The organism is Peribacillus sp. FSL H8-0477, from assembly GCF_038002765.1.
In the GTDB taxonomy this organism is placed as follows: Bacteria; Bacillota; Bacilli; order Bacillales; family DSM-1321; genus Peribacillus.
This window is the reverse complement of sequence record NZ_JBBODE010000001.1, coordinates 87,590-110,280: the sequence shown is the minus strand read 5'-3', so window position 1 is coordinate 110,280 and position 22,691 is coordinate 87,590. Positions and strand designations below refer to the sequence as shown.

Sequence of the window (22,691 nt, the reverse complement as noted above, 5' to 3'; positions counted from 1 at the left end):
GCCATGTGTAGGAGTGATGAATATGGCGGCTGATAAAACGATTATTTTGATTGGACCAATTTGTTCTGGAAAAACATCAGTAGCGGAAATCATTTCGGAAAAATTAATTATTCCACTATGTTCGATAGATGATGTTCGGTTTTCTTACTATGAGGAAATCGGTTATGAGAAAGAAGTTCAAGATGAAATTAAGAAACGAGATGGGTTTAGTGGTGTCTATCAGTATTGGAAGCCATTTGAAGCCCATACTGTTGTTCGGGTTATGCAAGACTATGAAAACCATGTTATTGATTTTGACGGAGGACATTCGGTGTATGAAGAGGCGAAACTATTAGAAAAAGTAAAAGGGGCTTTAGAAAAATTTCAGCATGTTTTCTTGCTCCTTCCAAGTCCGGACGATGAGGAGTCTGTAAAGGTTTTAAATCAACGGCTGCGCGAGTTTACGACGGATCAAGAGGTTTTAGATGTGAATGAACACTTTATAAGGCATCCATCAAACAAAGTTCTGGCGAAGCAGGTGGTATATACGAATGGAAAGTCAATAGAGGATGTTGCGGATGAAATCATGTCTAGGTATACTAAGCAAATGTAAATGCTTTCTCTGCTAGAAGGTGTAGAATAGGAAGATAAACAGGCTAAACTCATTTAATAGAGAAGTAGTTTCTGTAAATTCATAATGGAGGTCTGCTGCATCATGAAAGAGAAATTCTTAATCTGGGATTTAGACGATACGCTTATTACTACGTATCCAGAATTCAAAAAATCTAATACGCTTTGTGCTGAGATTATCTCAAGGGAGTTGTTCGGTGACGTCCTTCAGGTAAATGATATTTTAAATCGTCAAGCTCTGATTGATATAAGTTTAATTGAAAAGTATGGTTTTTTACCACCGAGATATGAACAAAGCTGGTTAACGACTTCTGCTGAATATTTTAAAGAACATGGAATGATGTCGAATCCTTCTCTTCAGCAAGAAATAAAGGAAGTAGTTCAGGATATTTATATTCGGAAGTATGAAAATGTCCCGGGTTCAGTAGAGGTAATCCAACAGCTTAAGAATGAAGGATATTCGATGGCGATTTTAACAGCAGGTGACGAAGCCGTTCAAAAAAGACGGATTGAACAATCCGGTGTCGCAGAGTTTATGGATGAAACATACGTTTATCCGTATAAAACACCCAGTACCTTACGTGCCGTTATGGATAGACATGGCCATAATGAGTATGCCATGATTGGCAACTCGTTAAAGAGTGATATTTACCCTGCTTTAGAGAACGAAATAATGGGGATTCATGTAGTGAGGGACACTTGGCAAGCTGATCATTATGAAATTGATCAAGCGCATCCACTATACAAACCGGTTCATGACTTATCAGAAATTCCAAACGTTCTTGCAGAAAGTATGGAATTGTCATTTAAATAAAAAAGTTGCTGCGGCAGCTTTTTTTAGTTCGTGGGAAAAAAGTACCTATTCGAAAGCAATGGTATATTGGTAAAATTACGTAAATATTCCTATATGTCACCTCATTTAATTAGTATATTATTATAATGTGAATGTCATTCATACTATATAAAATGAGGTGTGTTTTTTTGAAAAAGAACGTATATGTAACTCTAGCTATGCTTGTATTACTCGTATCAACCGTATTTGCAGCTCCTTCTAACTCAAAAGCGTTGAGCGGAAATGAACCAACCTACACCTACTGGATGCAAACGGGAAAGAAAACCTATAAGTCTACATCGTATAGCAATTGGAAAAGTCAAAAAGGAACAGTTGTTGGCGCAGCTACTATGAAAAAGAAGTATACAACGAAAAGCGGCTGGTCGATTACTGGAAGTGCTGGACTCCCAGTTAAAGCAATTGAAATAGGTCTTGAAGGGAATTTAACAAGGGAATCGACATTATCTACTACGGTTACCAGAAAAATTCCAAAGGGAAAAACCGGAGTATTCCAAATACGGAATCAATATAAAACTTATAATGTAAAAATGCAGCAATGGTTCAGTATAGATGGAAGAAAGTCGAAAACTGGGAAAGTTAAAACAGTTACGGTAAAGAAAAAAACGGATATTCAAGGCAGAATCATCCTAAAATAATTACATAGATTAATTAAGAGGATTGTGAATACGGGTCATACCGAATTTGCTTTCCTCTTTATTTTTGAGAAAGGTTTTCCTGCTTCTGAACAGCGGGTATAGAGAAGGAGGAAAGACGTGTTACATATAGTTGCTTAGGAGGAAGTAGTATGAAGTGGAAGGAAAGGCAAGCAAGTTCAAATGTTGAGGATCGAAGAGGGATGAGCGGTAAGGGAATCGCTGGTATTGGCGGTGGTCTTGGCTTAGTAATTGTAATTATAGTTACGCTGCTTGGAGGAGATCCAGGTGAATTATTAGGAAATATCGGGTCTACCGATCAAAACAACAGCGCGCCTTATGATGAAACGCAAGAAGAAAAAGAACTTGCCCAATTTGTTTCGGTCGTACTTGCAGATACGGAACGAGTTTGGACCGAGGAATTTCGTGAACAAGGATTAGAATATAAAGAGCCGAAGTTGGTGTTGTACAGCGGCAGTGTTGATTCTGCGTGCGGAACAGCTGGTTCATCCGTTGGACCATTTTACTGCCCAGGTGATATGAAATTATATATCGATTTAAGTTTTTATCAAGAGCTGAAAAATCAATTTCAGGCACCAGGGGATTTTGCCATGGCATATGTGATTGCTCATGAAGTTGGCCATCATATTCAAACTCTTCTAGGGACATCAGAAAAGGAAATGCCCAGTCGTTCGAGTGTGAGTGAAAAGGAATACAATAAATATTCTGTGCGATTAGAATTACAAGCTGATTACCTTGCTGGTGTTTGGGCAAATCACGTACAAGGCGAGAATCTTCTCGAAGAAGGTGATTTAGAAGAGGCGCTCAAGGCAGCAAGTGGTGTAGGTGATGATACGATTCAAAAGAGATCCCGCGGATATGTTGTCCCAGACAGCTTTACGCACGGAACCTCTGAACAAAGAAAGCGTTGGTTTTATAAAGGCTTCCAAAACGGTACTATTAAGGGTGGAGACACGTTTTCTACTAATGATTTATAACTAAAGTGAGGATTAACCTGGAGAGGGTTTATCCTCACTTTTTTAGATTTGTGCTGGCAATTATCATACTAAAGATTCATTGAATACCTATTGAATATTTTTTACTTTTTAAAGAACGATTAGGAGATGTTTAAAAGAATGTATAAATCAATGATTGCACTAGCTGCGGCTGCAACCTTGCTAACCGCTTGTACTAGTGCTGACGAAAGCAAAAAAATAATACTCAAAATGAAGTCAATCTTAGTACAGCTACGGTTAACCAGAATAATTGGTCTTCTTTACCTGAATATAAAACGCTTATGAAACAAGTTGATAAACAGGATTATACGATTAGTACCGTAACTGAAAATACAGGAAAGCGTGTCCTTTTATTAAAAGGTGACGATCATCAATATAAATCAATCTTTGTTAAAAAAACGAACCGACTAAAAATTATTCATACAAATGGCGGCGGAGAAATCTTTAATCGTGTCATTTAATAAATAGGATAGGTATTCACTGACATATTTCCTCGCACTCTGGATGCTCACAACTTTCACTTCTGAACTTCGTTTCAATTATGAAAATATTCCTCGGATGTCAATAAGGGCTTTGTAAAGAGAATTATTTGATATATAATGGAGATAGGTATAATTTTTCGTTTTTTTGTGCATGAATGAATTGTTTGCAAGTCCATTTATAGTCAATATACGGCAAAAAAATACGATGATAAGTTACTGATTATTTTTTTGTTACTTAAAAGCATTTATAAAAGGGCTGGTTAAGCATCATCAATGTGCTTTAAATGGAACATTTCGCAGTTTATCTATGGAATTAAGGTAAAAGTAGTGGAATTGGTTTTTCAGTTTGGTATAATAAAGTGTGCTAAACATTATTAAGGGGGATTATTATTTCCATGTCAATCGAAGTAGGCAGTAAAGTAACAGGTAAAGTAACGGGTATCACTAATTTTGGTGCGTTTGTAGAACTACCAGGAGGCTTAACAGGTCTTGTGCACATTAGTGAAGTAGCCGACAGTTATGTAAAAGACGTTAATGACCATCTAAAAATAGGCGACCAGATTGAAGTAAAAGTAATCAGCGAAAAAGATGGTAAAACAGCCTTGTCGATAAAAAAAGCAATTGATAGACCTGAAGGACAAACTTCTTCTTATTCCCAACGTCCAGCACGTCCGGGAAGACCTGGAGACAGTCGTTCTAAAGATGTACGCTCAAAAGGTAAGTTCCAACCAAAAGAGAACTTTGAAGATAAAATGGTTCGCTTCTTGAAAACAAGCGAAGAGAACTTAACTACACTTAAACGCAGCACAGAAACAAAACGTGGCGGCAGAGGCGGAAGACGCGGCTAAGCTGTTCAACTAAAAAACAAACCTGGCTAATCGCCTGGTTTGTTTTTTTTATGGCTTTTGCTGAATTGTTTTGAGTGCCTGTAAATGACAAGAGGTTTCCGATTTTTGATACGTATAGAAATAGTCTATTACGTTATTGATCGGAAGGAAATTTAATGCAACCAAAAGAAATAATCGAAATTATGATGATTGGGATTGTGATTACTACAATCATAAAAAAGGAAATAATTTTAGGTATACGATAGAATGAGGAGGTGGAAAGAAATTAACCGGAAGGCGTTCAAAGAACATTTACTTAGCGTGTTAAAAGCCATCTAAAGCCATGATATTTAGCTGAAAATTATAAGTAGTCTGGAGCTGATTCAACTGTCATCTGTCCTATACCGAACGGCGGTTCCCAATGATCTTTCGCAATTATACGATTTAATGGTCAACTACATAGTAGACTTCTACAAACAACCGCAGCCTGATGAAACTGAATTGAAACAACTGATTACTCACCTATTCAATAATCCTTTTATTGGCCTACAGTATGTAGCGGAAAAAGACGGAAAGCTTATTGGTTTTGCCACGCTGTATTTTACCTTTAGTACGCTTCAGGTAAAAAGAGCCGCCATTTTAAATGACCTTTTTGTCCTCGAATCAAGCAGAGGTGAGAAAGTAGGACAAGAATTGTTCACTGCCTGTTTAACGTATATAAGGGAGCAAAACTTCGCTTATATGACATGGGAAACAGCAAAAGATAACAATATCGCTCAAGGGTTATATAACAAAATGGGTGGAAAAAAATCTGATTGGATGGTCTATGAAATTGAATAAAAAGTAAAGTAGGTCCTGTATATCTTCATTATGACCAAGACAAGCCCGCAACATAAGGGTTTGTCTTATTTTTATAGATAACTGCTAACTAACATTAAAACACGCTAACTATGCTATACTTGAACAACTAACTTGAATATTTTGTAAGTTTAGAAAATATTTTACAATTTATATATTTCTGATTACACAAACTTTTAGGGAAGGAGAGAAAAGTCTCAATTACACTTCTAAACAGGCCGTTTATGTAGTAGGAAAATCTGCATAAAGTTGGTAATTCATCTTCGCTATTACAGCTATTTGGGCATATGTTGGAAGTGAAAGGAGATGAAGTTTTTTGAAGATTATTGATACACATTGTGATGCGCTTGTACGTTTATGGAATAAGCCTAAAGAGCTGAGATTTAGTGATTCACTAGAGCTTCATACTAATTTAAGCCGCTTGCAGGCGGGAGAAGTGTCTGCGCAATGCTTTGCGATCTTTGTTCCAGCCTATATAAAAACGGAACAAAAATTTCAAGTTGCTTTAGAGCAAATTGATATATTTCACAAAGAAATTTTGGCCAAACACTCAAATGTGAAACATATTACCAGTTGGGACGATTTTGATCATCTCAAACCCAATGAAATCGGTGCGATGCTAACATTAGAAGGTGCAGATGTTATTAGTGATGATTTGACTAAATTAAGAATCCTCTATCACTTGGGCGTTATGTCAATTGGGTTAACTTGGAACGGGGCTAACCTCTGTGCAGATGGAGTACAAGAAAAAAGAGGGGCGGGCTTAACAGAGTTAGGTGAAATGGTTGTTACTTTAAATAATCAGGAGTTCGTACAGACTGATGTATCCCATCTAAGTGAAAAATCTTTTTGGGGTGTATTGGAAATTGCAGACTATCCCATTGCTAGTCATTCTAACTCTAGAGCTCTTTACGACCATCCTCGTAATTTATCCAATCAACAGGCAGAAGCCCTTTTTAAGCGGAATGGTTTTGTTGGCATCGGGTTTTACCCGCTTTATTTAAAAGTTGAAGGTATGGTCAGCATTGGAGATTTGATTACTCATATTGATCAATTCTGTTCAATCGGAGGAGTAAATCATATTTGTTTAGGTTCAGACTTTGATGGAGTGGAGGTCACCATTAAAGATTTAGAGAATTCAGCGATGTATCAAAATTTAATTAACGAGCTATTAAAACATTATAAGGAAGAGGAAGTTAAAGGTTTTGCTTATCAGAACTTTCTTAATCATCGGCCCAATTTAAAAAATATACCATGAAAAAATAATTGAAAAGAATAAAAGGGCAAAACCGGAAACTACCAAAGGAAGCGTTAGTCTAAAGGAGGCCATGCGATAGGTAGTTGATTCCTCCTTTTTTCCTTCAATCTCTTCAAGCACGTGATTCATTGGATTTATCTTTCTGAAAAATGTTCTGAAACTTCTGATTATCGCGTTGAAAAACCCACCTTGGATGACTAACATTGCCGCGCCAATAATGGTTAACAGCAGTGAAAAATTAAAAAGTGTATTGATCCAAACCAATAGGCTGAAAGAATGAGTAAAGAAGGATACCAAAGATGATAGAAAAAGGGTTCCTAAAAGGATATAGACAAAACGATGCATGCTAGACAACTCCTAACCCGTACTATCTAAGATTATAGCATGTAATGATTACCAACCTCTTATTTCCCGTAAGATGTCATGTAACTAATTTTTGGAAGGGGAGATTTAATTGAGTAATCATGTACTGATAAAGTTTTTTATGTTATTTATACTAGTTGGCCTGGTACTTACTGGCTGTAACTTCAGTTCATCAAAGGATACTACTTCAGAAAATAATGAAAATACGAAAACAACTAAAAAAAAGCAAGTATTGAATATGGTCGAAGCCTCTGAGATTCCAACGATGGATTCTTCGCTTGCTCATGATAATGTTTCCTTTACGGTGCTTAGCAATGTTAATGAAGGTCTTTATCGATTGGGGAAAGCAAGTGAGCCTGAACTGGCAATGGCTAAGGATGATCAGGTAAGCGAGGATGGCTTAGTGCATACCTTTACGATCCGTGATGCTAATTGGAGTAATGGTGATCCGGTTACCGCTGCTGATTTTGTTTTTGCATGGCAACGTGTATTTAAAGAAACAGGACAATATGGCAGTATGTTTGAAACAGCAAATATCTTACATGCAAGTGAAATTGTAAAAGGGGAAAAGCAGGCTGAGAGCCTTGGTGTTAAGGCCCTAGATGAAAAAACACTTGAGGTTACCTTAACCACTCCGAATGCATTACTTGGACAATTATTAACCTTCCCAACTTTCTTACCTCAAAATCAGAAATTTGTGGAGAGTCAAGGCGAAAAGTATGCCTTAGAAGCTGATAATCTTTTATACAATGGTCCATTTATCCTCTCAGAGTGGAAACATGATGCGAGTTGGAAGTATCAGAAAAACACTAAATATTGGGATGCTGATACAGTAAGTTTAGATGAATTAAATGTATTTGTGGTGAAAGAAGCTGCAACCCAGCTAAATCTTTATGATACTAATAAGGTCGATAGTATTAATCTTAGCTCAGCCTCTGTGGATCAGTATAAGGATGACAAGAACTTTAGTTCCTTGGCTGATTCGGAAATATTCTTTCTGCGTTTTAACCATAATCATAAGGCCTTAGGAAATAAGAATATCCGCCGAGCGATAGATATGAGTTGGGACAAGCAAGCTCATGTTGATCGGATTTTAAATAACGGATCATTAGCTTTGTATGGACTGGTGCCAAAGAATTTTTCTACTTCCCCAGATGGTAAAGACTTCAGAGAACTAAATGGAGAGTTGAATCACGGGGATCTCAAGGAAGCGCAAAGTTATCTCGCTAAGGGCTTAAAGGAAATTGGTCAAGATTCAGTGAATATTACGTTGACGGTTTCTGCAGTAGAAGGCAATGATAAGACGGCAGAATATCTTAAAAATCAACTTGAAAAGAACTTACCACAAGTAAAAATTAAGCTTAAGCTTGTGCCTGTCGAACAAAGGTATGAGCTTGAGTCGGCACTTGAATACGATATGGTCATCTCGGCTTGGGGACCGGATTATATCGATCCAATGACTTATATCGGAATGTGGGTAACGAAGGGGTCAGCCAATCGAATGGATTATTCTAATCCTAAGTATGATGCTCTGGTGAAGAACATTTCTAGCGAAGAAGATACAGCCAAGCGTTATGAAATGATGTTAGAAGCAGAGAAGATGCTTTTTGAAGATGCGGCTATTGCACCCTTATATCAAAGAGGGTTAGCTGTTTTGCAAAAATCAACAATAAACGGCTTAGTGCGTCATCCGAGTGGACCGGATTTTTCCTTTAAATGGACGAAAATAGATGCTGAATAGCACCATAAGTCTTTATTTCCAAAACTAGATTAAGAGGTGAAATGATGAAGACCTATATAGCTAAACGTCTAGGCTATATGTTCATAACCCTGTTTATCGTTGTGTCTATTACCTTTTTTTTAATGCAGTATCTTCCGGGAACACCGTTTACAAATCCTGAAAAATTATCGGTTGAGCAATTAGAGGTTATGAATGAAAAATATGGTCTGAATAAGCCTGTAGCTATTCAGTATCTCAACTATTTAGGCGACCTTGTTAGAGGTGATTTAGGGATTTCTTATCAATATGAAGGACGGTCTGTAAACGAAATTCTCGGTGAACGAATCGGTCCTTCTGTGTTAATCGGATCCCAAGCGCTCATTTTTGGTGCGATCGTAGGTCTGCTGCTTGGGATTATCTCGGCACTAAAACATAATAGTTTTTTAGATTATGGTTCTGTAACGATTGCGGTGTTGGGGATGTCAATTCCATCCTTTGTTTTCGCCGCTCTTTTGCAATATTATGTGGGGGTTAAGTTAGGCTGGCTCCCAGCTGCCTTATGGGAGGGGTATGAAAATACCATCATGCCTTCATTGGCTTTATCAGTAACCGTCATCGCAACGGTTGCACGATTTATCCGTACGGAAATGCTTGAAGTGTTAGGTCAGGATTATATTGTTACGGCTAGAGCAAAAGGACTTAGTGAGAAAGCTGTTGTATTCAAGCATATCATCCGTAATGCGATTATTCCGGTTGTGACGATGCTGGGACCACTAGCAGTGGCAATTATGACAGGTACGTTGGTTATTGAAAAAATATTTACGGTACCAGGCCTTGGGGAGCAGTTTACAAAATCTATACTTGTTAATGATTATAGTGTCATTATGGGTGTTACCTTAATGTACAGCGCCTTATTTATTGCGATAGTTTTCATTGTCGATATCCTTTATGGACTCATTGACCCTCGTATTAGCATAAAAGGGGGGGCGTGAAGGTGAGCAGTTTAAAGCAAGAGATTGAGGATGATTTATTTGTTCATGCTCCTTTAGAGGAAAATATCCATGAGGATTTTCCTGAGGAACCGGTGACTTTTTGGAATGAAGCGTGGAGAAGGTTAAAAAAAAATCGAGGATCCTTGCTTGGACTGATAACGATTATTTTCCTCTCGTTGATGGCGCTAGTGGGTCCAGTTTTATCCAACCATTCATTCGATGACCAAGATTTAGCTCTATCAAACCTCCCTCCTAAGATCGAAGGACTCGGGTGGCTTGGATTTGATGGCAGGGATGTGAACGGAAAGGATCAATATGAGGCGAGAGAAATCACCAGTAACTTTTGGTTTGGCACGGATGAATTTGGTCGTGATCTCTGGACAAGAGTCTGGAAGGCTACTCAGATTTCCTTATTTATTGCGATTGTTGCAGCCGTCTTGGATCTGATTATTGGTGTGGTGTATGGAGGGATTTCAGGATTTTTTGGAGGACGAGTTGATGGGTTCTTACAACGTATTATAGAAGTCCTCATTGGGATCCCGAATTTAATCGTCATCATTTTGTTCATCCTGATTCTCGAACCCGGCATCACATCGATCATTTTAGCGATGGTGATTACAGGGTGGGTAGGAATGGCCCGGGTCGTTCGCGGGCAAATCCTACAGCTTAAGGGCCAGGAATATGTCCTCGCAGCGAGAACGCTCGGCACGTCCAATGCTAAAATTATATGGAAACATTTACTTCCCAATGTGATGGGAGCCATCATTATTACCCTGATGTTCACCATTCCAACGGCGATATTTTTTGAAGCCTTTCTAAGCTTTATTGGCTTAGGACTGCAGCCGCCACTGGCTTCTTTAGGCGTCTTAATTGAAGATGGCTATAAATCGATGCGTTTCTTTTCCTTTAAACTGCTTTTTCCAGCGATTGTGATCAGTGCGGTAATGATTAGCTTTAATTTACTGGGTGACGGGCTCCGTGATGCACTAGATCCTAAAATGAGAAAGTAAGAGGGGAGACCGGTATGGAGAATCCGGCATTAAAAGTAGAAAATCTTCATGTTTCGTTTAAAACGCATGATGATGGGGAAATCAAGGCCGTTCGTGGGGTTAGCTTTGAACTTGAAAAAGGGGAAACGTTAGCGATTGTCGGTGAGTCTGGCTCTGGAAAATCTGTAACCGCAAAAGCGTTGATGAGACTATTACCTAAGCAAAATAGCAAAATTACTGATGGGAAAATCATTTATGAAGAAACTAATCTCTTAACCTACTCAAATAAAGACATGCAAAAAATTCGTGGATCAGAAATTTCGATGGTTTTTCAAGATCCCATGACCTCCCTTAATCCGACGATGAAGATTGGTAAACAAATCATGGAAGGGTTAAGAAAACATCAAGGACTTGGGAAAAAAGAAGTGTTTGCTAAAACTACCGAGCTGCTAGAGCTTGTTGGAATTCCTAATGCAGTCGAGAGAATGGCAGACTTTCCTCATCAGTTTTCAGGTGGAATGAGGCAAAGAGTTGTGATTGCGATGGCCTTAGCATGTAATCCAAATGTTTTACTTGCAGATGAACCAACCACTGCCCTTGATGTAACCATCCAAGCACAGATTTTAGATTTGATGAAGGATTTACAGAAAAAAACGGGAACCGCGATTATTTTAATTACGCATGATTTAGGGGTAGTTGCCAGTATGGCGCAGCGAGTTGCTGTGATGTATGCAGGTGAAATAGTCGAAACAGGACTAGTCGATGAAATTTTTTATGAGGCGAAGCATCCCTATACACGAGGATTATTATTGTCGATGCCAAAATTGCATGCGAGTCGATCAACAAGATTAATCCCCATTCCTGGAACACCACCTGATTTAGGTAGATTAACAGAAGGCTGCCCTTTCGCAGCGCGATGCCCCTATGTAATGAAGGTTTGTCACAATCATAATCCTAGTAGAACTCAGGTATCCAAAACACATACCGTTTCATGCTGGTTAGAAGATGAGCGAGCACCCCGTGTTGAGTGGCTAGGTTGAGCAGGAGGCACAATGGATGAGAGAAAAAGAAAAGATTATAGAGGTTAAACATTTAACGAAATATTTTGATGTAGGTAAAGGAAAAGTATTAAAAGCTGTGGATGATGTAACTTTTGATATCTATAAAGGGGAAACACTTGGTTTAGTAGGCGAATCTGGATGTGGGAAATCAACAGCCGGTCGGACGATTATTCAGTTATACCAAGCCACAACAGGACAGGTTATTTATGGTGGGAATGAAATTAGTCGGAACATATCGGCTAAAGAAAGTAAAAAACTAAAGAAGAATATGCAGATGATCTATCAGGACCCATACTCATCTCTCAATCCTAGAATGACGGTACTTGAGTGTATTGCAGAAGGAATTACTAACCATGAGGAGCAGCTAAGTCGCCGCGAAATTGAGAGCAGAGTCTATGATTTACTTGAATCTGTAGGATTAACAAAAAAACATGCAAATCGATATCCTCATGAGTTTAGTGGTGGACAGCGGCAGCGTATCGGAATCGCTAGAGCGCTTGCGGTAGAGCCAGAATTTATCATTGCAGATGAGCCGATTGCAGCATTAGATGTTTCCATTCAAGCGCAAATTGTAAATCTTATGCAGGATTTACAGTTAGAAAAAAATTTAACCTATTTATTTATTGCACATGATTTATCAATGGTCAAGTACATCAGCGATCGTATTATCGTGATGTACTTAGGCTCAATGATTGAACTCGCTGATAGTGAAACATTATATGATGATCCTCTTCACCCGTATACGCAAGCTCTTCTCTCGGCTATTCCAATTCCAGATCCGAGAATGGAGAGAACACGAGAACGAATTATTTTAACAGGGGATGTACCAAGTCCCATCAATCCCCCGAGTGGCTGCCGCTTCCGCACGCGCTGTCCGAAAGCGATGCAGGTTTGCTCAGAAGTCGTGCCAAAGTGGCAAGAGGTTTCTGAAAATCATTTTGTCGCCTGTCATTTATACGACCTAGATACTAGTTTAGTTGTCGATTGAGGTATATAAGATTCCAAGTGGCTATCTTAAAGTACCTTGGAACAATTATTAGTCAAACGAGAAAAGAGGACTTCCTATATTAAGGAATTCCTCTTTTCTTCATTTGAATCTTCTATTAAGTTTATGGATTTGGGGATAACTGTTATAAAACAGGTGTCGATATTTGTACAGAAAAATAATAAAACCTTTAGCGGTAATGATTATATTGATATAGTACAGGTTAATAAAATTATTTAATTATTCAAAAAAATGATTGATTTGACCAATAATGGGTGTTTTAATGGTAGTAGAATTGGGACTTGTCAGATAGGTGATAACTTAAAGTTAGGAGGCATGCATGGTTATTGAAAAGTTAGAAATTAAAAAAGTTTCGGATCGTATTGGTGAGAAAATAGAAAAAATGATTACCGAAGGAACCTTTCAAGCAGGGGAAAAGCTTCCTTCTGTACGTGAGCTTTGTGAATTATTCGGGGTCGGCCGTTCTGCAGTTAGAGACGCCATTACCGCCTTAAAAGGAAAAGGGTTCGTTGATGTAAAACAAGGAGAAGGGACCTATGTATGCGGTTTTGATTCAACGAAGCTTTTTAAGCAGACTAACATACCCGTTGACGTTAAGGATTTAACCGAACTATTTCAGGTCAGGAAAATCATGGAGACAGGCATTGTAGAAATCGCAGCGAAGACTCGAAATGACAATGATATTAGCAAAATGAAGGAAACACTTTTTTTGTCAGATGTGAATGGATGGGAAGCTGATTACCAGTTTCATAAACTAATCGCTATTGCGACAGGTAATGATATTTTTATTCAGTTGAGTGAATTTATCTCAGAGAGCATGAAACAAACGATGATTGACTTTTACAGATATATTGCAGATCAAGGGCAAGCTATCATAGAAATTAACCAGCAACATGAACAGTTACTTTCTTTCATTGAGTCAGGCAGTGCTGTGGAGGCTAAACAGATGATGACCGAGCATTTATTGTTTGTAGAAGACTTGTTTTTACAAAGCCTAAAAAATGCGTCGAATAGAGAGAAGTTGACCGAAAGAGAATGATATAGGAATCGTTCAATGACGAATTAAGCGAGGTGAGCATGTTGGTAGTTAATGTGAAGAATCAGTTAAATACTATTTTCTCCAAAGAAAAAATCTTACTAGATGATAGCAGCCACGACCTTGGCAATCGAGCCGAGGTGACAGTACGACCGACTACTGAAGAGGAGATTGGCAATCTTATTTCCTATGCTCATTCAAACGGAAAAAAAGTGATTATTGAAGGCGGCGGCACAAAGAAGGGGTTTGGCGGACTGGTGGAATATGCAGATATTTGTCTATCTCTAAAGAACTATAAGGGGATTGTCGAGCATAATCCTGGAGATATGACCATCACTTTAAAAGCTGGTACACCCTTTTTAGAGATACAGAACTATCTTGCTGGCTTTAACCAGATGATTTCCCTTGATCCTTTTGCCAATGAGGAAACAAGTATCGGCGGGGTGATTGCAGCGAATGACAGCGGCCCGAAGCGGCTTGGGTACGGTTCAGCGAGAGATGTCGTGATTGGTATGCGGCTTGTTTATCCTGATGGCAGTCTGATCCGGGCTGGAGGGAAGGTTGTTAAAAATGTAGCAGGATACGATATGAATAAACTCTTTATCGGCTCGATGGGAACGCTCGCAGTGGTATCCGAAATTACGTTGAAGTTAAGACCGATAGCAAACTATCAAAGCCTTGTTTTACTCTCTTTCCCGACAGGTAATCTAGAAGTAATCAAACAGTTTGTTGTAAGCGTTCTCGATTCGTTGATGGAGCCAGTAACTCTTGAACTTCTTAGCCCAACTCTTGCAGCGAAGCTGACCGGACGAGAGGAGTATACCGTAGCTATTCAATTCGAGGATGTTGAAAGTTCTGTTCACTATCAAACTACCTATCTGGAAAATTTGAAACCTGAAGGGGGTACTTTCTCGATTCTTCAACAGGAGGATGCTCACTTATTTTGGCAAGCTTTTTATGACTTGTACCCTGGATTGGACACTGTAAATAAGACCAAATCAGCAGCTGTGAAAATTGGACTTAAAAATATGGATGTATTTGAATTACTTGAAGTAACCGATAAGCTAAACAGCTCCCAATTTCATATACTTGCTCATGGGGGACTGGGACATGGTATTAGTCAAGTTTATCTTTATGGTGAATTTGATCGAATACTCTCAGCAATCAAAGAAATTAGGACGCTTACCTCAGCCAAAGGCGGTTATGCGATTGTTAAGCATCTGCCGTTTCCAGAGCGATTGAAGATCAATATTTGGGATGATAATCCTTCCTACTTTTTCTTACTGAAAAACATTAAAGAAAAAGTTGATCCGAATAACGTTCTTAATGAAAAAAGATACGTAGGAGGGATCTAAGAATGGCGACTCAGTCGGCAGTGAAATCCAGTCCAGTATGTGCTGAAACTAGTTTGAGTAATTATTTTGCTAAAGACCATCCCGATGAAAAAAAGTGGGATGATTGTGTCCATTGCGGAATGTGTTTGGAATCATGTCCAACTTATGAAATCACCGGACAAGAGCAGCATTCCCCCAGGGGACGTGTCCATTTAATCAAAAGCGTAGCTGAAGGGAAAATCGCGTTGAATGAGTCTTTCGCAGATCCTGTTTTTGCGTGTCTCGATTGCCGCGCTTGCACGACAGCCTGTCCAGCGGATGTTGATGTTGGAGGGTTGATTGAAGAGGCGCGCGGGCAGATTCGTCAAGCTATTCCGTTAAAAGGATGGAAGGGAAACGTTAGTAAATTGTTACTACAGGGATTATTTCCGCATGAAAACCGTTTAAATACCGTCGGAAGTCTGCTTCGGTTTTACCAAAAAAGCGGCCTGCAGACTACTGTTCGAAAAACAGGGATGATGAAGATCATGCCTAAGCATTTGGTTGAGATGGAAGCGATTATGCCGAAGGTAAATAAACCCGTTCGAAAGAAATATAAGAAGGATCAAGTACTTAAAGCAAAAGGAGATAGCAAAGCGGAAGTGGCCTTTATGACGGGCTGCATCATGGATGTCATGTTTAGTGAAATTAATGAAGCGACCATTAATGTACTACGCAGAAATGGAAATGATGTGACGATTCCAGAAAAACAAACCTGTTGTGGAGCCTTGCATGTTCATGCGGGAGACCGTGAAACGGGCAGAAAGCTTGCAAAGCAAAATATTACGGCGTTTGAAAACAGTGAGAAAATCATTCTAAACTCTGCCGGCTGTGGCTGCATGATGAAGGAATACAAGGAATTGTTTAAAGAAGATCAGGAATGGTACGACCGCGCCGAGGCTTTTTCCGCAAAAGTAGAAGATATATCCAAATATTTGTATGACACCGGGTATGAAATTCCCAAATCGGAGCTGAATACAAAGATTACGTATCACGATGCCTGTCATTTAGCGCATGGTCAGGGCGTCAGGGAGCAGCCGAGAGATATTCTCTTGCATATTCCTGGTGTAGAAATGGTTCATATGCCAAATGCGGACCGTTGCTGTGGTAGTGCTGGTATCTACAATATAACGAACCCAGAGATGGCGGGAGAGGTACTAGAAAGTAAAATGGCAAATGTACCTGAAGATGTGGAGATGATCTCGATGGGGAATCCTGGCTGTATGTTACAAATGGCGATGGGCGTAAAAAAATACGGCAAAAATCAAAAAGTCGTTCATACGGTTCAATTGCTCGACTGGGCCTATCAAAAAGAAGATCAGGAGGCTAAGCAATGAAGGTGAAGCAGATTCAGAGTAAGGACAAGCATATTCAAATGTTAGCTGCGATTGTAGTTAATACACGTTCTATTTTGTATAAGAAAGAAGACCTGCTTGCTTACGATTGTGATGGCTTCACCATTCATAAGCATTTACCAAAAGCTGTCGTCTTTCCAAAAAATACAAAAGAGGTAGCTGAATTGGTTCGCTATTGCTGTCAAAATGAGCTTCCTTTTTTAGCCAGGGGTGCTGGAACTGGTTTAAGCGGCGGTGCGATTCCTTTAAACGGAGAGGTCATTATTAGTCTGGTCAAAATGAAGAACCTGATTAGTGTAGATCTAGAAAACAGGCGAGCTGTAGTTGAGCCTGGCTTCGTCAATCTGAAGCTTACCAACTCAATCTCAGATAAAGGCTATTATTACGCCCCAGACCCATCGAGCCAATCCTGCTGTACGATTGGCGGTAATGTAGCTGAAAATGCAGGCGGTGCTCATTGCTTGAAATATGGCGTCACCACAAATCATATTCTGGGTCTTGAAGTGGTGCTGCCGACTGGGGAAATTATTGAAATTGGCGATAACGGAATACCGGATACACCTGGGTATGACTTATTAGGGCTCATTACGGGTTCTGAGGGGACACTTGGTATCGTCACAAAAATCACGGTTAGAATATTGAAAAACCCAGAAGCAAAACAGACAGTTTTGGCTTATTTTGATGATGTTACAGACGGAAGTCAGGCAGTGTCTGCAATTATATCGGCAGGCATTATCCCGGCAGCACTTGAGATGATGGATAAAACAGCGATTGAAGGAGTCGAGGCAGCCGCTTTTCCTGTCGGACATCCGAAGAATATTGCTGCTGTTTTATTAATTGAAGTTGATGGAATTTCTGCAGGAATCGAAGAACAAATTAATCAAATTCTTTCTGTCTGCAGGCTATTTAAGGTTCGAGATGTCAAGGTGGCTCAAGATGAACAAGAACGGGGCAGATGGTGGGCAAACCGTAAAACGGGCTTTGGTGCTATGGGAGCTATCTCCCCAGATTATCTTGTACAAGATGGGGTCATCCCTCGCAGCAAGCTTCCACAGGTTCTCGAGAGAATTGAGCAGATTAGTGAACACTCAGGACTCCGTATTGCTAATATATTTCATGCAGGTGATGGCAATCTGCATCCGTTAATTCTCTTCGATGCGAAAATTCCTGGGGAGACGGAGAAAGCATTAGAAGCTGGAAGTGCTTGTCTTCAGGCCTGTGCAGAAGTGGGTGGAACAATTACTGGAGAGCACGGGGTAGGAATTGAAAAACGAGAAGAAATGCGGTTTGTTTTTAATGAAGAAGAAATTGCAGCTCAAACAACTATCCGCAGTGTGTTTAATCCAGTGAATTTACTAAATGCAGGCAAGCTATTTCCCTCACCAGGCAAATGCGTCGAGATAAAAATGGAAAAGAAAGCAGCCATTTTATAAAAAGAAAAAATATTTTGAATTATTTTGAAAAATGAGATAAAATAAAAATAGAATTTAATTGAAACGCTGTTTGGTAATAAGAAACATAAAAGGAGGATGCAAGATGACGAACTATGTAAGGGCTAGTAGACTTCAGGTTGCCAATGAATTATATGAGTTTATTAATCAGGAAGTCTTACCAAACTCTGAGGTAGAGCAGGAAGCTTTTTGGAACGGATTCAGTGATTTGATCGAAGAATTGACACCGAAAAATAAGGCATTACTTCAACATCGTGATGAACTGCAAAGTCAAATAAATGAATGGCACCGTAAACATGATATTCAAGATGCAGCCAACTATAAGGCCTTTCTAAAAGAAATCGGCTATTTAGAAAATGAGGCGGAAGATTTTAAAATCAGTACGAAATATGTTGATGATGAAATTCGCTTTCAAGCTGGACCACAGCTGGTTGTTCCTATTAATAATGCTCGTTATGCAATTAATGCAGCCAATGCACGCTGGGGAAGTTTATATGATGCTCTTTACGGGTCAGATGCGATCAGTGAGGAAGCAGGAGCAAGTAAAGCAGGCGGGTATAACCCAGTCAGAGGGCAGAAAGTCATTGAGTATGGCAGAAAGCTGCTTGATGAAGCGGCCCCAATCATTGGTGCCTCACACAGTGAAGTCGTATCATATGCAGTAGTAGATGCTCAGCTTGTCGTTACGTTGGAAAATGGAGAAAACGCTTACTTAGAAAATGATGAACAATTTATTGGATACAACGGTGAAGCAGAAGAGCCGACTGCAATTCTTATCAAAAATAATGGGCTGCATATTGAGATTCAGATTGACAGTGGACATACCATTGGGAAAACAGACAAAGCAGGTGTGAAAGACCTTCTTCTTGAAGCGGCAGTGACGACAATCATGGACTGCGAAGATTCTGTTACAGCAGTGGATGCAGAGGATAAAGTGCTTGTCTATAAAAATTGGCTTGGGCTTATGAAAGGTGAATTAGCTGCAACGTTTAAGAAAGGGAATAAACTCACAACACGGACCATGAACCCAGACCGAATCTATACCTCAGCAACAGGAGAAGAAATGAGTCTGTCAGGACGCACCATGATGTTCGTTAGAAATGTCGGCCATCTTATGACAATTAATGCGGTTCTCGATCGTGATGGGAATGAAATTCATGAAGGTATACTTGATGGAGTCATGACGAGTTTAATCGCTAAACATACATTACTCGGCACAGGAACTTATCAAAATACCAAAAAGGGTTCGATTTATATTGTGAAGCCAAAAATGCACGGATCCGAAGAAGCGGCATTCGCCAATCTGCTGTTTGACCGAATCGAAGACTTGCTTGGTTTGGAACGACATACGATTAAAATTGGCTTAATGGATGAAGAACGAAGAACATCACTTAATTTAAAAGCCTGCATTGAAAAAGTCAAAGAACGGATCGTCTTTATCAATACAGGATTCCTTGACCGGACAGGCGATGAAATTCATACTTCCATGACCGCTGGACCAATGATTCGTAAAGGAAGCATGAAATCGGCTACATGGTTGAAAGCCTATGAAGCATCCAATGTAACTACCGGTCTTGAAACTGGCTTCCAAGGTGTTGCTCAAATTGGTAAGGGAATGTGGGCCATGCCCGATTTAATGGCAGATATGCTGGAACAGAAAATTGGGCATTTGAAAGCAGGTGCGAACACGGCATGGGTACCGTCACCAACTGGAGCGACCCTTCATGCGATTCACTATCATCAAGTTGATGTTACAAAGGTACAGAAAGATCTGATGGCACAACTAACTGACCGCCGTGATGAAATTCTTGAAATCCCGCTTGCCAAGGAGATTAACTGGAGTAGTGAAGAAATTCAAGAAGAACTGGATAATAACGCACAAGGAATTTTAGGATATGTGGTACGTTGGGTTGAACAAGGAATTGGCTGCTCTAAAGTACCTGATTACCATGATATTGGTTTAATGGAAGACAGAGCGACCCTAAGAATTTCAAGTCAACATATGGCCAACTGGCTGCACCATGGTATCTGTACGGAGGAACAAGTATTGGAAACAATGAAGCGGATGGCGAAGGTCGTTGATGAACAAAATGCTGGGGATTCCATGTACCGTAATATGGCTGGTCATTTCGAGGAGTCAGTTGCTTTCCAAGCTGCATGCGATCTTGTCTTCAAAGGATTTGACCAACCGAATGGCTATACAGAACCCATTTTGCATAAACGGAGAATTGAAGCCAAAGAGAAGTTTGGGATTACCATTTAAGTCAATCTAAGGGCATTCCATTGGTCTGGAATGCCCTTGGTACATACTCTTGTGAAAGAAGGGATTTTGATGAAGTTTGTTCGTTTTCATGTAAATCATTCAGAGCATATAGGAATCGTAGAGAATGAAGAAATTAACGAAATACAAGGGAATCTATTTGAACAATGGACGTATACCGGTGATACGTATTCGATAAAGGAAGTTAAGCTGCTAGCACCCGTCCAACCCAATCAAGTTATTGGAATCGGTGCGAATTATGTAGGAAACAAAGCGGATCTGCCGAATGAACTACCAGAAATACCGGTGTTTTTCTTTAAACCAGTCTCTTCAGTTATTGGGACTGGAGAGGAAATTGTCATCCCAAGGGATATTCATGAAGTGAAATTCGAGTCTGAACTAGCAGTTGTAATTGGCAAAACGGCAAAAAACATTGAAGAAAATGAAGCATTAGACTATGTATTTGGTTATACCATTGGGAATGATGTTACCGCCCCGCAATACTTTCATCGTGATGGCCACTGGACGATAGGGAAGTCATTTGACAGCTTTACACCGCTGGGTCCAGTGATTGAAACGGAACTAGATCCGGCCGTTGTACGCGTGGAAGCCAAAGTAAACGGGGTTGAAAAACAAAATAGTCCAACAGAGTACATGATTATCCCATTAAAAAAAATGATTGCCTATTTATCAACGGTTATGACCCTTCACCCAGGCGATGTCATTTTGACAGGCAGTCCGTTGGGTGCCGAGCTGATTCAAGAAAACGATACGATTGAATGTGTGATTCATGAAATTGGGACGCTTCGGAATACGTTAGTACAAGCTAAGTAAGTTTGTGGACATGAGGTGAGACAAATGGAACGGGAAAATATGGTGAAATCGGTAAGCAGAGCGCTCGATATTATCGCCATGGTCAGTTTAAAAAAAGGCGGCCTCGGGGTTACGGAGATTGCCAATCAGATGGATATTAATAAAAGCTCTGTGTACCGAATTCTTTCAACATTGGTCCAATATGGCTATATCGAACAAGATATCGAAACCGGGCGCTATAAGCTTGGGTATGCCTTTTTAACCATTAGTTCACAGCTATTGGAATCGATTGATCTCAGAACTGAAGCCAAACCATACTTGCAGCTGCTTGAAAATGAAACAAATGAAGTCATTCATCTTGTTGTCTTTGATCAAGGGGAAGTAGTCTATATTGAAAAACTCGAAGGCAATGAACTGCTGCGGATGCATTCAAGGGTTGGAAAACGCGCACCGATGCACTGCACATCTGTCGGGAAAGCGATTCTTGCCAATCTACCAAAAGCGGAAGCCATCGACATTTTAGAGAGAAAAGGAATGCCGCGGCACACAGATGAAACCATTACGGATCTAGATCAGTTTTTGGAAGAGCTGGATGCCGTTAGGGAGCAGGGATATGCCCTTGATTTAGAAGAAAATGAACACGGAATTACATGTATTGCCGCTCCTATTTTTGATCATTCAGGAAACGTCTACGCCAGCGTAAGTATTTCAGGAACGACTGAGCGAATGACAAAGGAGCGCCTGAATATACTCAAAACACGAATCATCGAAATCGGCAGCCTAATCTCTAGTAAGCTGGGTTATAAAGAATAAAGGGAGGCAGGTGAATTCACCTGCCTCATTTTTGATGCTTAACACCGCTCTCGTACGAACAGAAATATTCAGAAGATGATAGAAATGAGGAAATCAATGTTTAGTTTAGAAGCTGTTTTTAAAATGGATTGTGCATATCTCTCTACCTTTACTACAAAAATCGATACGTCGTGGGGAATGCTTTTTTATAATGAAAACCAACCGAATTATTATGATGCGAATCACGCTTATATTCAACGAACATGCGATCATCCAATGTCGGTGATCGATGAAGTTACTAGTTTTTATCAAGACAAAGGAATGATTCCTAGATTCTATCTCTATAATATAGAACAACTTCAAGCTTTTATTTCAGTAGCGAAAGCTAAACATTATCATTATGAAGAATTCAATAATCCCGTAAAGCTATGGAATCATAAAATCATCGAAATCGAGACTAACAGTAGAGTAACGATTGAAAAGGTAACGGTAGATAACTATCAAGAGGCCTTGGAGATTGAAGGGAGTATTACTGAATTTGGCGGGATGGAAACGATTAAAAATATATTTCAAGAACAATTTAATCACACGGCATTTACTCATTATCTGCTTCGTTATGAAGGAATAGCTTGCTCAACTGCCTGTATCTTTGTTGATGGTGATCAAGCTCGTCTTGAAAGTGTAGCGACGCTCGAAGCGTATCGGGGGAAAGGACTCATAGGTGCGCTTATTCAGTTTATCCAAAACGAAATAATAAAGCGGAAAATTAAGCAACTTTGGGTTTTTCCAATCAATGAAACCATTGAGAAAATTTATCAAAAATATGGGTTCCAAACTGTAGCGAACCTGAAAAATGGTCATGCTTATTTAGAGGGAAAAAGTATAAAGGAAATTCAAGGAGGATAATATATTAAAATTATGATATATCAATGGTAAAGACGTAAA

General features: G+C 39.6%; 22 protein-coding genes. 21 read left to right on the top strand and 1 reads right to left on the bottom strand.

Going from position 1 to position 22,691, the window contains the following annotated elements:
- Positions 1–22: 22 nt before the first annotated feature.
- The 8 genes from MHI18_RS00525 to MHI18_RS00490 all read left to right on the top strand — a co-directional run bounded on the left by MHI18_RS00525 (position 23) and on the right by MHI18_RS00490 (position 6,535).
- On the top strand, positions 23–592 hold the full coding sequence (locus tag MHI18_RS00525; protein WP_340845446.1) for a shikimate kinase: 570 nt from the start codon (positions 23–25) through the stop codon (positions 590–592).
- 102 nt (positions 593–694) lie between these two features.
- Positions 695–1,423, top strand: coding sequence for an HAD family hydrolase (locus MHI18_RS00520; RefSeq protein WP_340845445.1), 729 nt, complete (start codon positions 695–697; stop codon positions 1,421–1,423).
- Between the two features lie 167 nt (positions 1,424–1,590).
- A complete protein-coding gene (locus MHI18_RS00515) occupies positions 1,591–2,097 on the top strand; it encodes a hypothetical protein (protein WP_340845444.1) in 507 nt (168 codons plus the stop codon).
- Positions 2,098–2,246: 149 nt separating this feature from the next.
- Positions 2,247–3,092: a KPN_02809 family neutral zinc metallopeptidase gene (gene ypfJ, locus MHI18_RS00510; RefSeq protein WP_340845443.1), complete on the top strand. Its 846-nt coding sequence runs from the start codon at positions 2,247–2,249 to the stop codon at positions 3,090–3,092.
- 299 nt (positions 3,093–3,391) lie between these two features.
- Complete coding sequence (locus MHI18_RS00505; protein ID WP_340845442.1) at positions 3,392–3,571, top strand: hypothetical protein; 180 nt, start codon at positions 3,392–3,394, stop codon at positions 3,569–3,571.
- Between the two features lie 416 nt (positions 3,572–3,987).
- Positions 3,988–4,440, top strand: a complete 453-nt coding sequence (locus MHI18_RS00500; protein ID WP_340845441.1) for a S1 domain-containing RNA-binding protein — start codon at positions 3,988–3,990, stop codon at positions 4,438–4,440.
- Between the two features lie 366 nt (positions 4,441–4,806).
- Positions 4,807–5,259 (top strand): GNAT family N-acetyltransferase, encoded by a 453-nt coding sequence (locus MHI18_RS00495; protein ID WP_340847535.1) that lies wholly within the window; start codon positions 4,807–4,809, stop codon positions 5,257–5,259.
- A 334-nt stretch (positions 5,260–5,593) separates the two neighbouring features.
- Complete coding sequence (locus MHI18_RS00490) at positions 5,594–6,535, top strand: dipeptidase (protein WP_340845440.1); 942 nt, start codon at positions 5,594–5,596, stop codon at positions 6,533–6,535.
- Here MHI18_RS00490 and MHI18_RS22090 read toward each other — a convergent pair.
- The gene (locus MHI18_RS22090; protein WP_445669921.1) at positions 6,518–6,880 is read right to left on the bottom strand and encodes a DUF3899 domain-containing protein; all 363 of its coding nucleotides are present in this window, start codon (positions 6,878–6,880) and stop codon (positions 6,518–6,520) included. The two genes, MHI18_RS00490 and MHI18_RS22090, sit on opposite strands and share 18 nt — an antisense overlap.
- A 109-nt stretch (positions 6,881–6,989) precedes the next feature.
- Here MHI18_RS22090 and MHI18_RS00485 point away from each other — a divergent pair, with 109 nt between their 5' ends.
- From MHI18_RS00485 to MHI18_RS00425, 13 genes are all read left to right on the top strand, one after another.
- Entirely contained in the window at positions 6,990–8,639 is a 1,650-nt protein-coding gene (locus MHI18_RS00485; protein WP_340845439.1) for a peptide ABC transporter substrate-binding protein, read from the top strand.
- 44 nt (positions 8,640–8,683) lie between these two features.
- Entirely contained in the window at positions 8,684–9,610 is a 927-nt protein-coding gene (opp3b, locus tag MHI18_RS00480; RefSeq protein WP_340845438.1) for an oligopeptide ABC transporter permease, read from the top strand.
- Positions 9,611–9,612: 2 nt separating this feature from the next.
- The gene (opp3C, locus tag MHI18_RS00475) at positions 9,613–10,620 is read left to right on the top strand and encodes an oligopeptide ABC transporter permease (protein ID WP_340845437.1); all 1,008 of its coding nucleotides are present in this window, start codon (positions 9,613–9,615) and stop codon (positions 10,618–10,620) included.
- Positions 10,621–10,634: 14 nt separating this feature from the next.
- Positions 10,635–11,639 carry an ABC transporter ATP-binding protein gene (locus MHI18_RS00470; protein ID WP_340845436.1) on the top strand — a complete coding sequence of 335 codons (1,005 nt, stop codon included), beginning with the start codon at positions 10,635–10,637 and terminating at the stop codon, positions 11,637–11,639.
- A gap of 16 nt (positions 11,640–11,655) precedes the next feature.
- Entirely contained in the window at positions 11,656–12,648 is a 993-nt protein-coding gene (locus tag MHI18_RS00465; protein ID WP_340845435.1) for an ABC transporter ATP-binding protein, read from the top strand.
- Positions 12,649–12,985: 337 nt separating this feature from the next.
- Positions 12,986–13,705, top strand: coding sequence for a FadR/GntR family transcriptional regulator (locus MHI18_RS00460; RefSeq protein ID WP_340845434.1), 720 nt, complete (start codon positions 12,986–12,988; stop codon positions 13,703–13,705).
- Between the two features lie 38 nt (positions 13,706–13,743).
- Positions 13,744–15,057, top strand: a complete 1,314-nt coding sequence (locus MHI18_RS00455) for an FAD-binding oxidoreductase (protein ID WP_340845433.1) — start codon at positions 13,744–13,746, stop codon at positions 15,055–15,057.
- A 2-nt stretch (positions 15,058–15,059) separates the two neighbouring features.
- Positions 15,060–16,412 (top strand): (Fe-S)-binding protein, encoded by a 1,353-nt coding sequence (locus MHI18_RS00450; protein WP_340845432.1) that lies wholly within the window; start codon positions 15,060–15,062, stop codon positions 16,410–16,412.
- Complete coding sequence (locus tag MHI18_RS00445) at positions 16,409–17,863, top strand: FAD-binding oxidoreductase (RefSeq protein ID WP_340845431.1); 1,455 nt, start codon at positions 16,409–16,411, stop codon at positions 17,861–17,863. Before MHI18_RS00450 ends, MHI18_RS00445 begins: the two co-directional genes overlap by 4 nt.
- 103 nt (positions 17,864–17,966) lie before the next feature.
- A complete protein-coding gene (locus MHI18_RS00440) occupies positions 17,967–20,144 on the top strand; it encodes a malate synthase G (protein WP_340845430.1) in 2,178 nt (725 codons plus the stop codon).
- Between the two features lie 69 nt (positions 20,145–20,213).
- The gene (locus MHI18_RS00435; protein ID WP_340845429.1) at positions 20,214–20,975 is read left to right on the top strand and encodes a fumarylacetoacetate hydrolase family protein; all 762 of its coding nucleotides are present in this window, start codon (positions 20,214–20,216) and stop codon (positions 20,973–20,975) included.
- Between the two features lie 24 nt (positions 20,976–20,999).
- Positions 21,000–21,767, top strand: coding sequence for an IclR family transcriptional regulator (locus MHI18_RS00430; RefSeq protein ID WP_340845428.1), 768 nt, complete (start codon positions 21,000–21,002; stop codon positions 21,765–21,767).
- Between the two features lie 96 nt (positions 21,768–21,863).
- Positions 21,864–22,652 carry a GNAT family N-acetyltransferase gene (locus MHI18_RS00425; protein ID WP_340845427.1) on the top strand — a complete coding sequence of 263 codons (789 nt, stop codon included), beginning with the start codon at positions 21,864–21,866 and terminating at the stop codon, positions 22,650–22,652.
- Positions 22,653–22,691: the final 39 nt, after the last annotated feature.

What these genes read in the sequence shown, in the direction of transcription:
- MHI18_RS00525 (WP_340845446.1), top strand. Translation starts at nt 23, where the DNA reads ATGGCGGCTGATAAAACGATTATTTTGATTGGACCAATTTGTTCTGGA.
- MHI18_RS00520 (WP_340845445.1), top strand. Translation starts at nt 695, where the DNA reads ATGAAAGAGAAATTCTTAATCTGGGATTTAGACGATACGCTTATTACT.
- ypfJ (WP_340845443.1), top strand. Translation starts at nt 2,247, where the DNA reads ATGAAGTGGAAGGAAAGGCAAGCAAGTTCAAATGTTGAGGATCGAAGA.
- MHI18_RS00505 (WP_340845442.1), top strand. Translation starts at nt 3,392, where the DNA reads ATGAAACAAGTTGATAAACAGGATTATACGATTAGTACCGTAACTGAA.
- MHI18_RS00500 (WP_340845441.1), top strand. Translation starts at nt 3,988, where the DNA reads ATGTCAATCGAAGTAGGCAGTAAAGTAACAGGTAAAGTAACGGGTATC.
- MHI18_RS22090 (WP_445669921.1), bottom strand. Translation starts at nt 6,880, where the DNA reads ATGCATCGTTTTGTCTATATCCTTTTAGGAACCCTTTTTCTATCATCT.
- opp3b (WP_340845438.1), top strand. Translation starts at nt 8,684, where the DNA reads ATGAAGACCTATATAGCTAAACGTCTAGGCTATATGTTCATAACCCTG.
- MHI18_RS00470 (WP_340845436.1), top strand. Translation starts at nt 10,635, where the DNA reads ATGGAGAATCCGGCATTAAAAGTAGAAAATCTTCATGTTTCGTTTAAA.
- MHI18_RS00465 (WP_340845435.1), top strand. Translation starts at nt 11,656, where the DNA reads ATGAGAGAAAAAGAAAAGATTATAGAGGTTAAACATTTAACGAAATAT.
- MHI18_RS00460 (WP_340845434.1), top strand. Translation starts at nt 12,986, where the DNA reads ATGGTTATTGAAAAGTTAGAAATTAAAAAAGTTTCGGATCGTATTGGT.
- MHI18_RS00455 (WP_340845433.1), top strand. Translation starts at nt 13,744, where the DNA reads ATGTTGGTAGTTAATGTGAAGAATCAGTTAAATACTATTTTCTCCAAA.
- MHI18_RS00450 (WP_340845432.1), top strand. Translation starts at nt 15,060, where the DNA reads ATGGCGACTCAGTCGGCAGTGAAATCCAGTCCAGTATGTGCTGAAACT.
- MHI18_RS00445 (WP_340845431.1), top strand. Translation starts at nt 16,409, where the DNA reads ATGAAGGTGAAGCAGATTCAGAGTAAGGACAAGCATATTCAAATGTTA.
- MHI18_RS00440 (WP_340845430.1), top strand. Translation starts at nt 17,967, where the DNA reads ATGACGAACTATGTAAGGGCTAGTAGACTTCAGGTTGCCAATGAATTA.
- MHI18_RS00435 (WP_340845429.1), top strand. Translation starts at nt 20,214, where the DNA reads ATGAAGTTTGTTCGTTTTCATGTAAATCATTCAGAGCATATAGGAATC.
- MHI18_RS00430 (WP_340845428.1), top strand. Translation starts at nt 21,000, where the DNA reads ATGGAACGGGAAAATATGGTGAAATCGGTAAGCAGAGCGCTCGATATT.
- MHI18_RS00425 (WP_340845427.1), top strand. Translation starts at nt 21,864, where the DNA reads ATGTTTAGTTTAGAAGCTGTTTTTAAAATGGATTGTGCATATCTCTCT.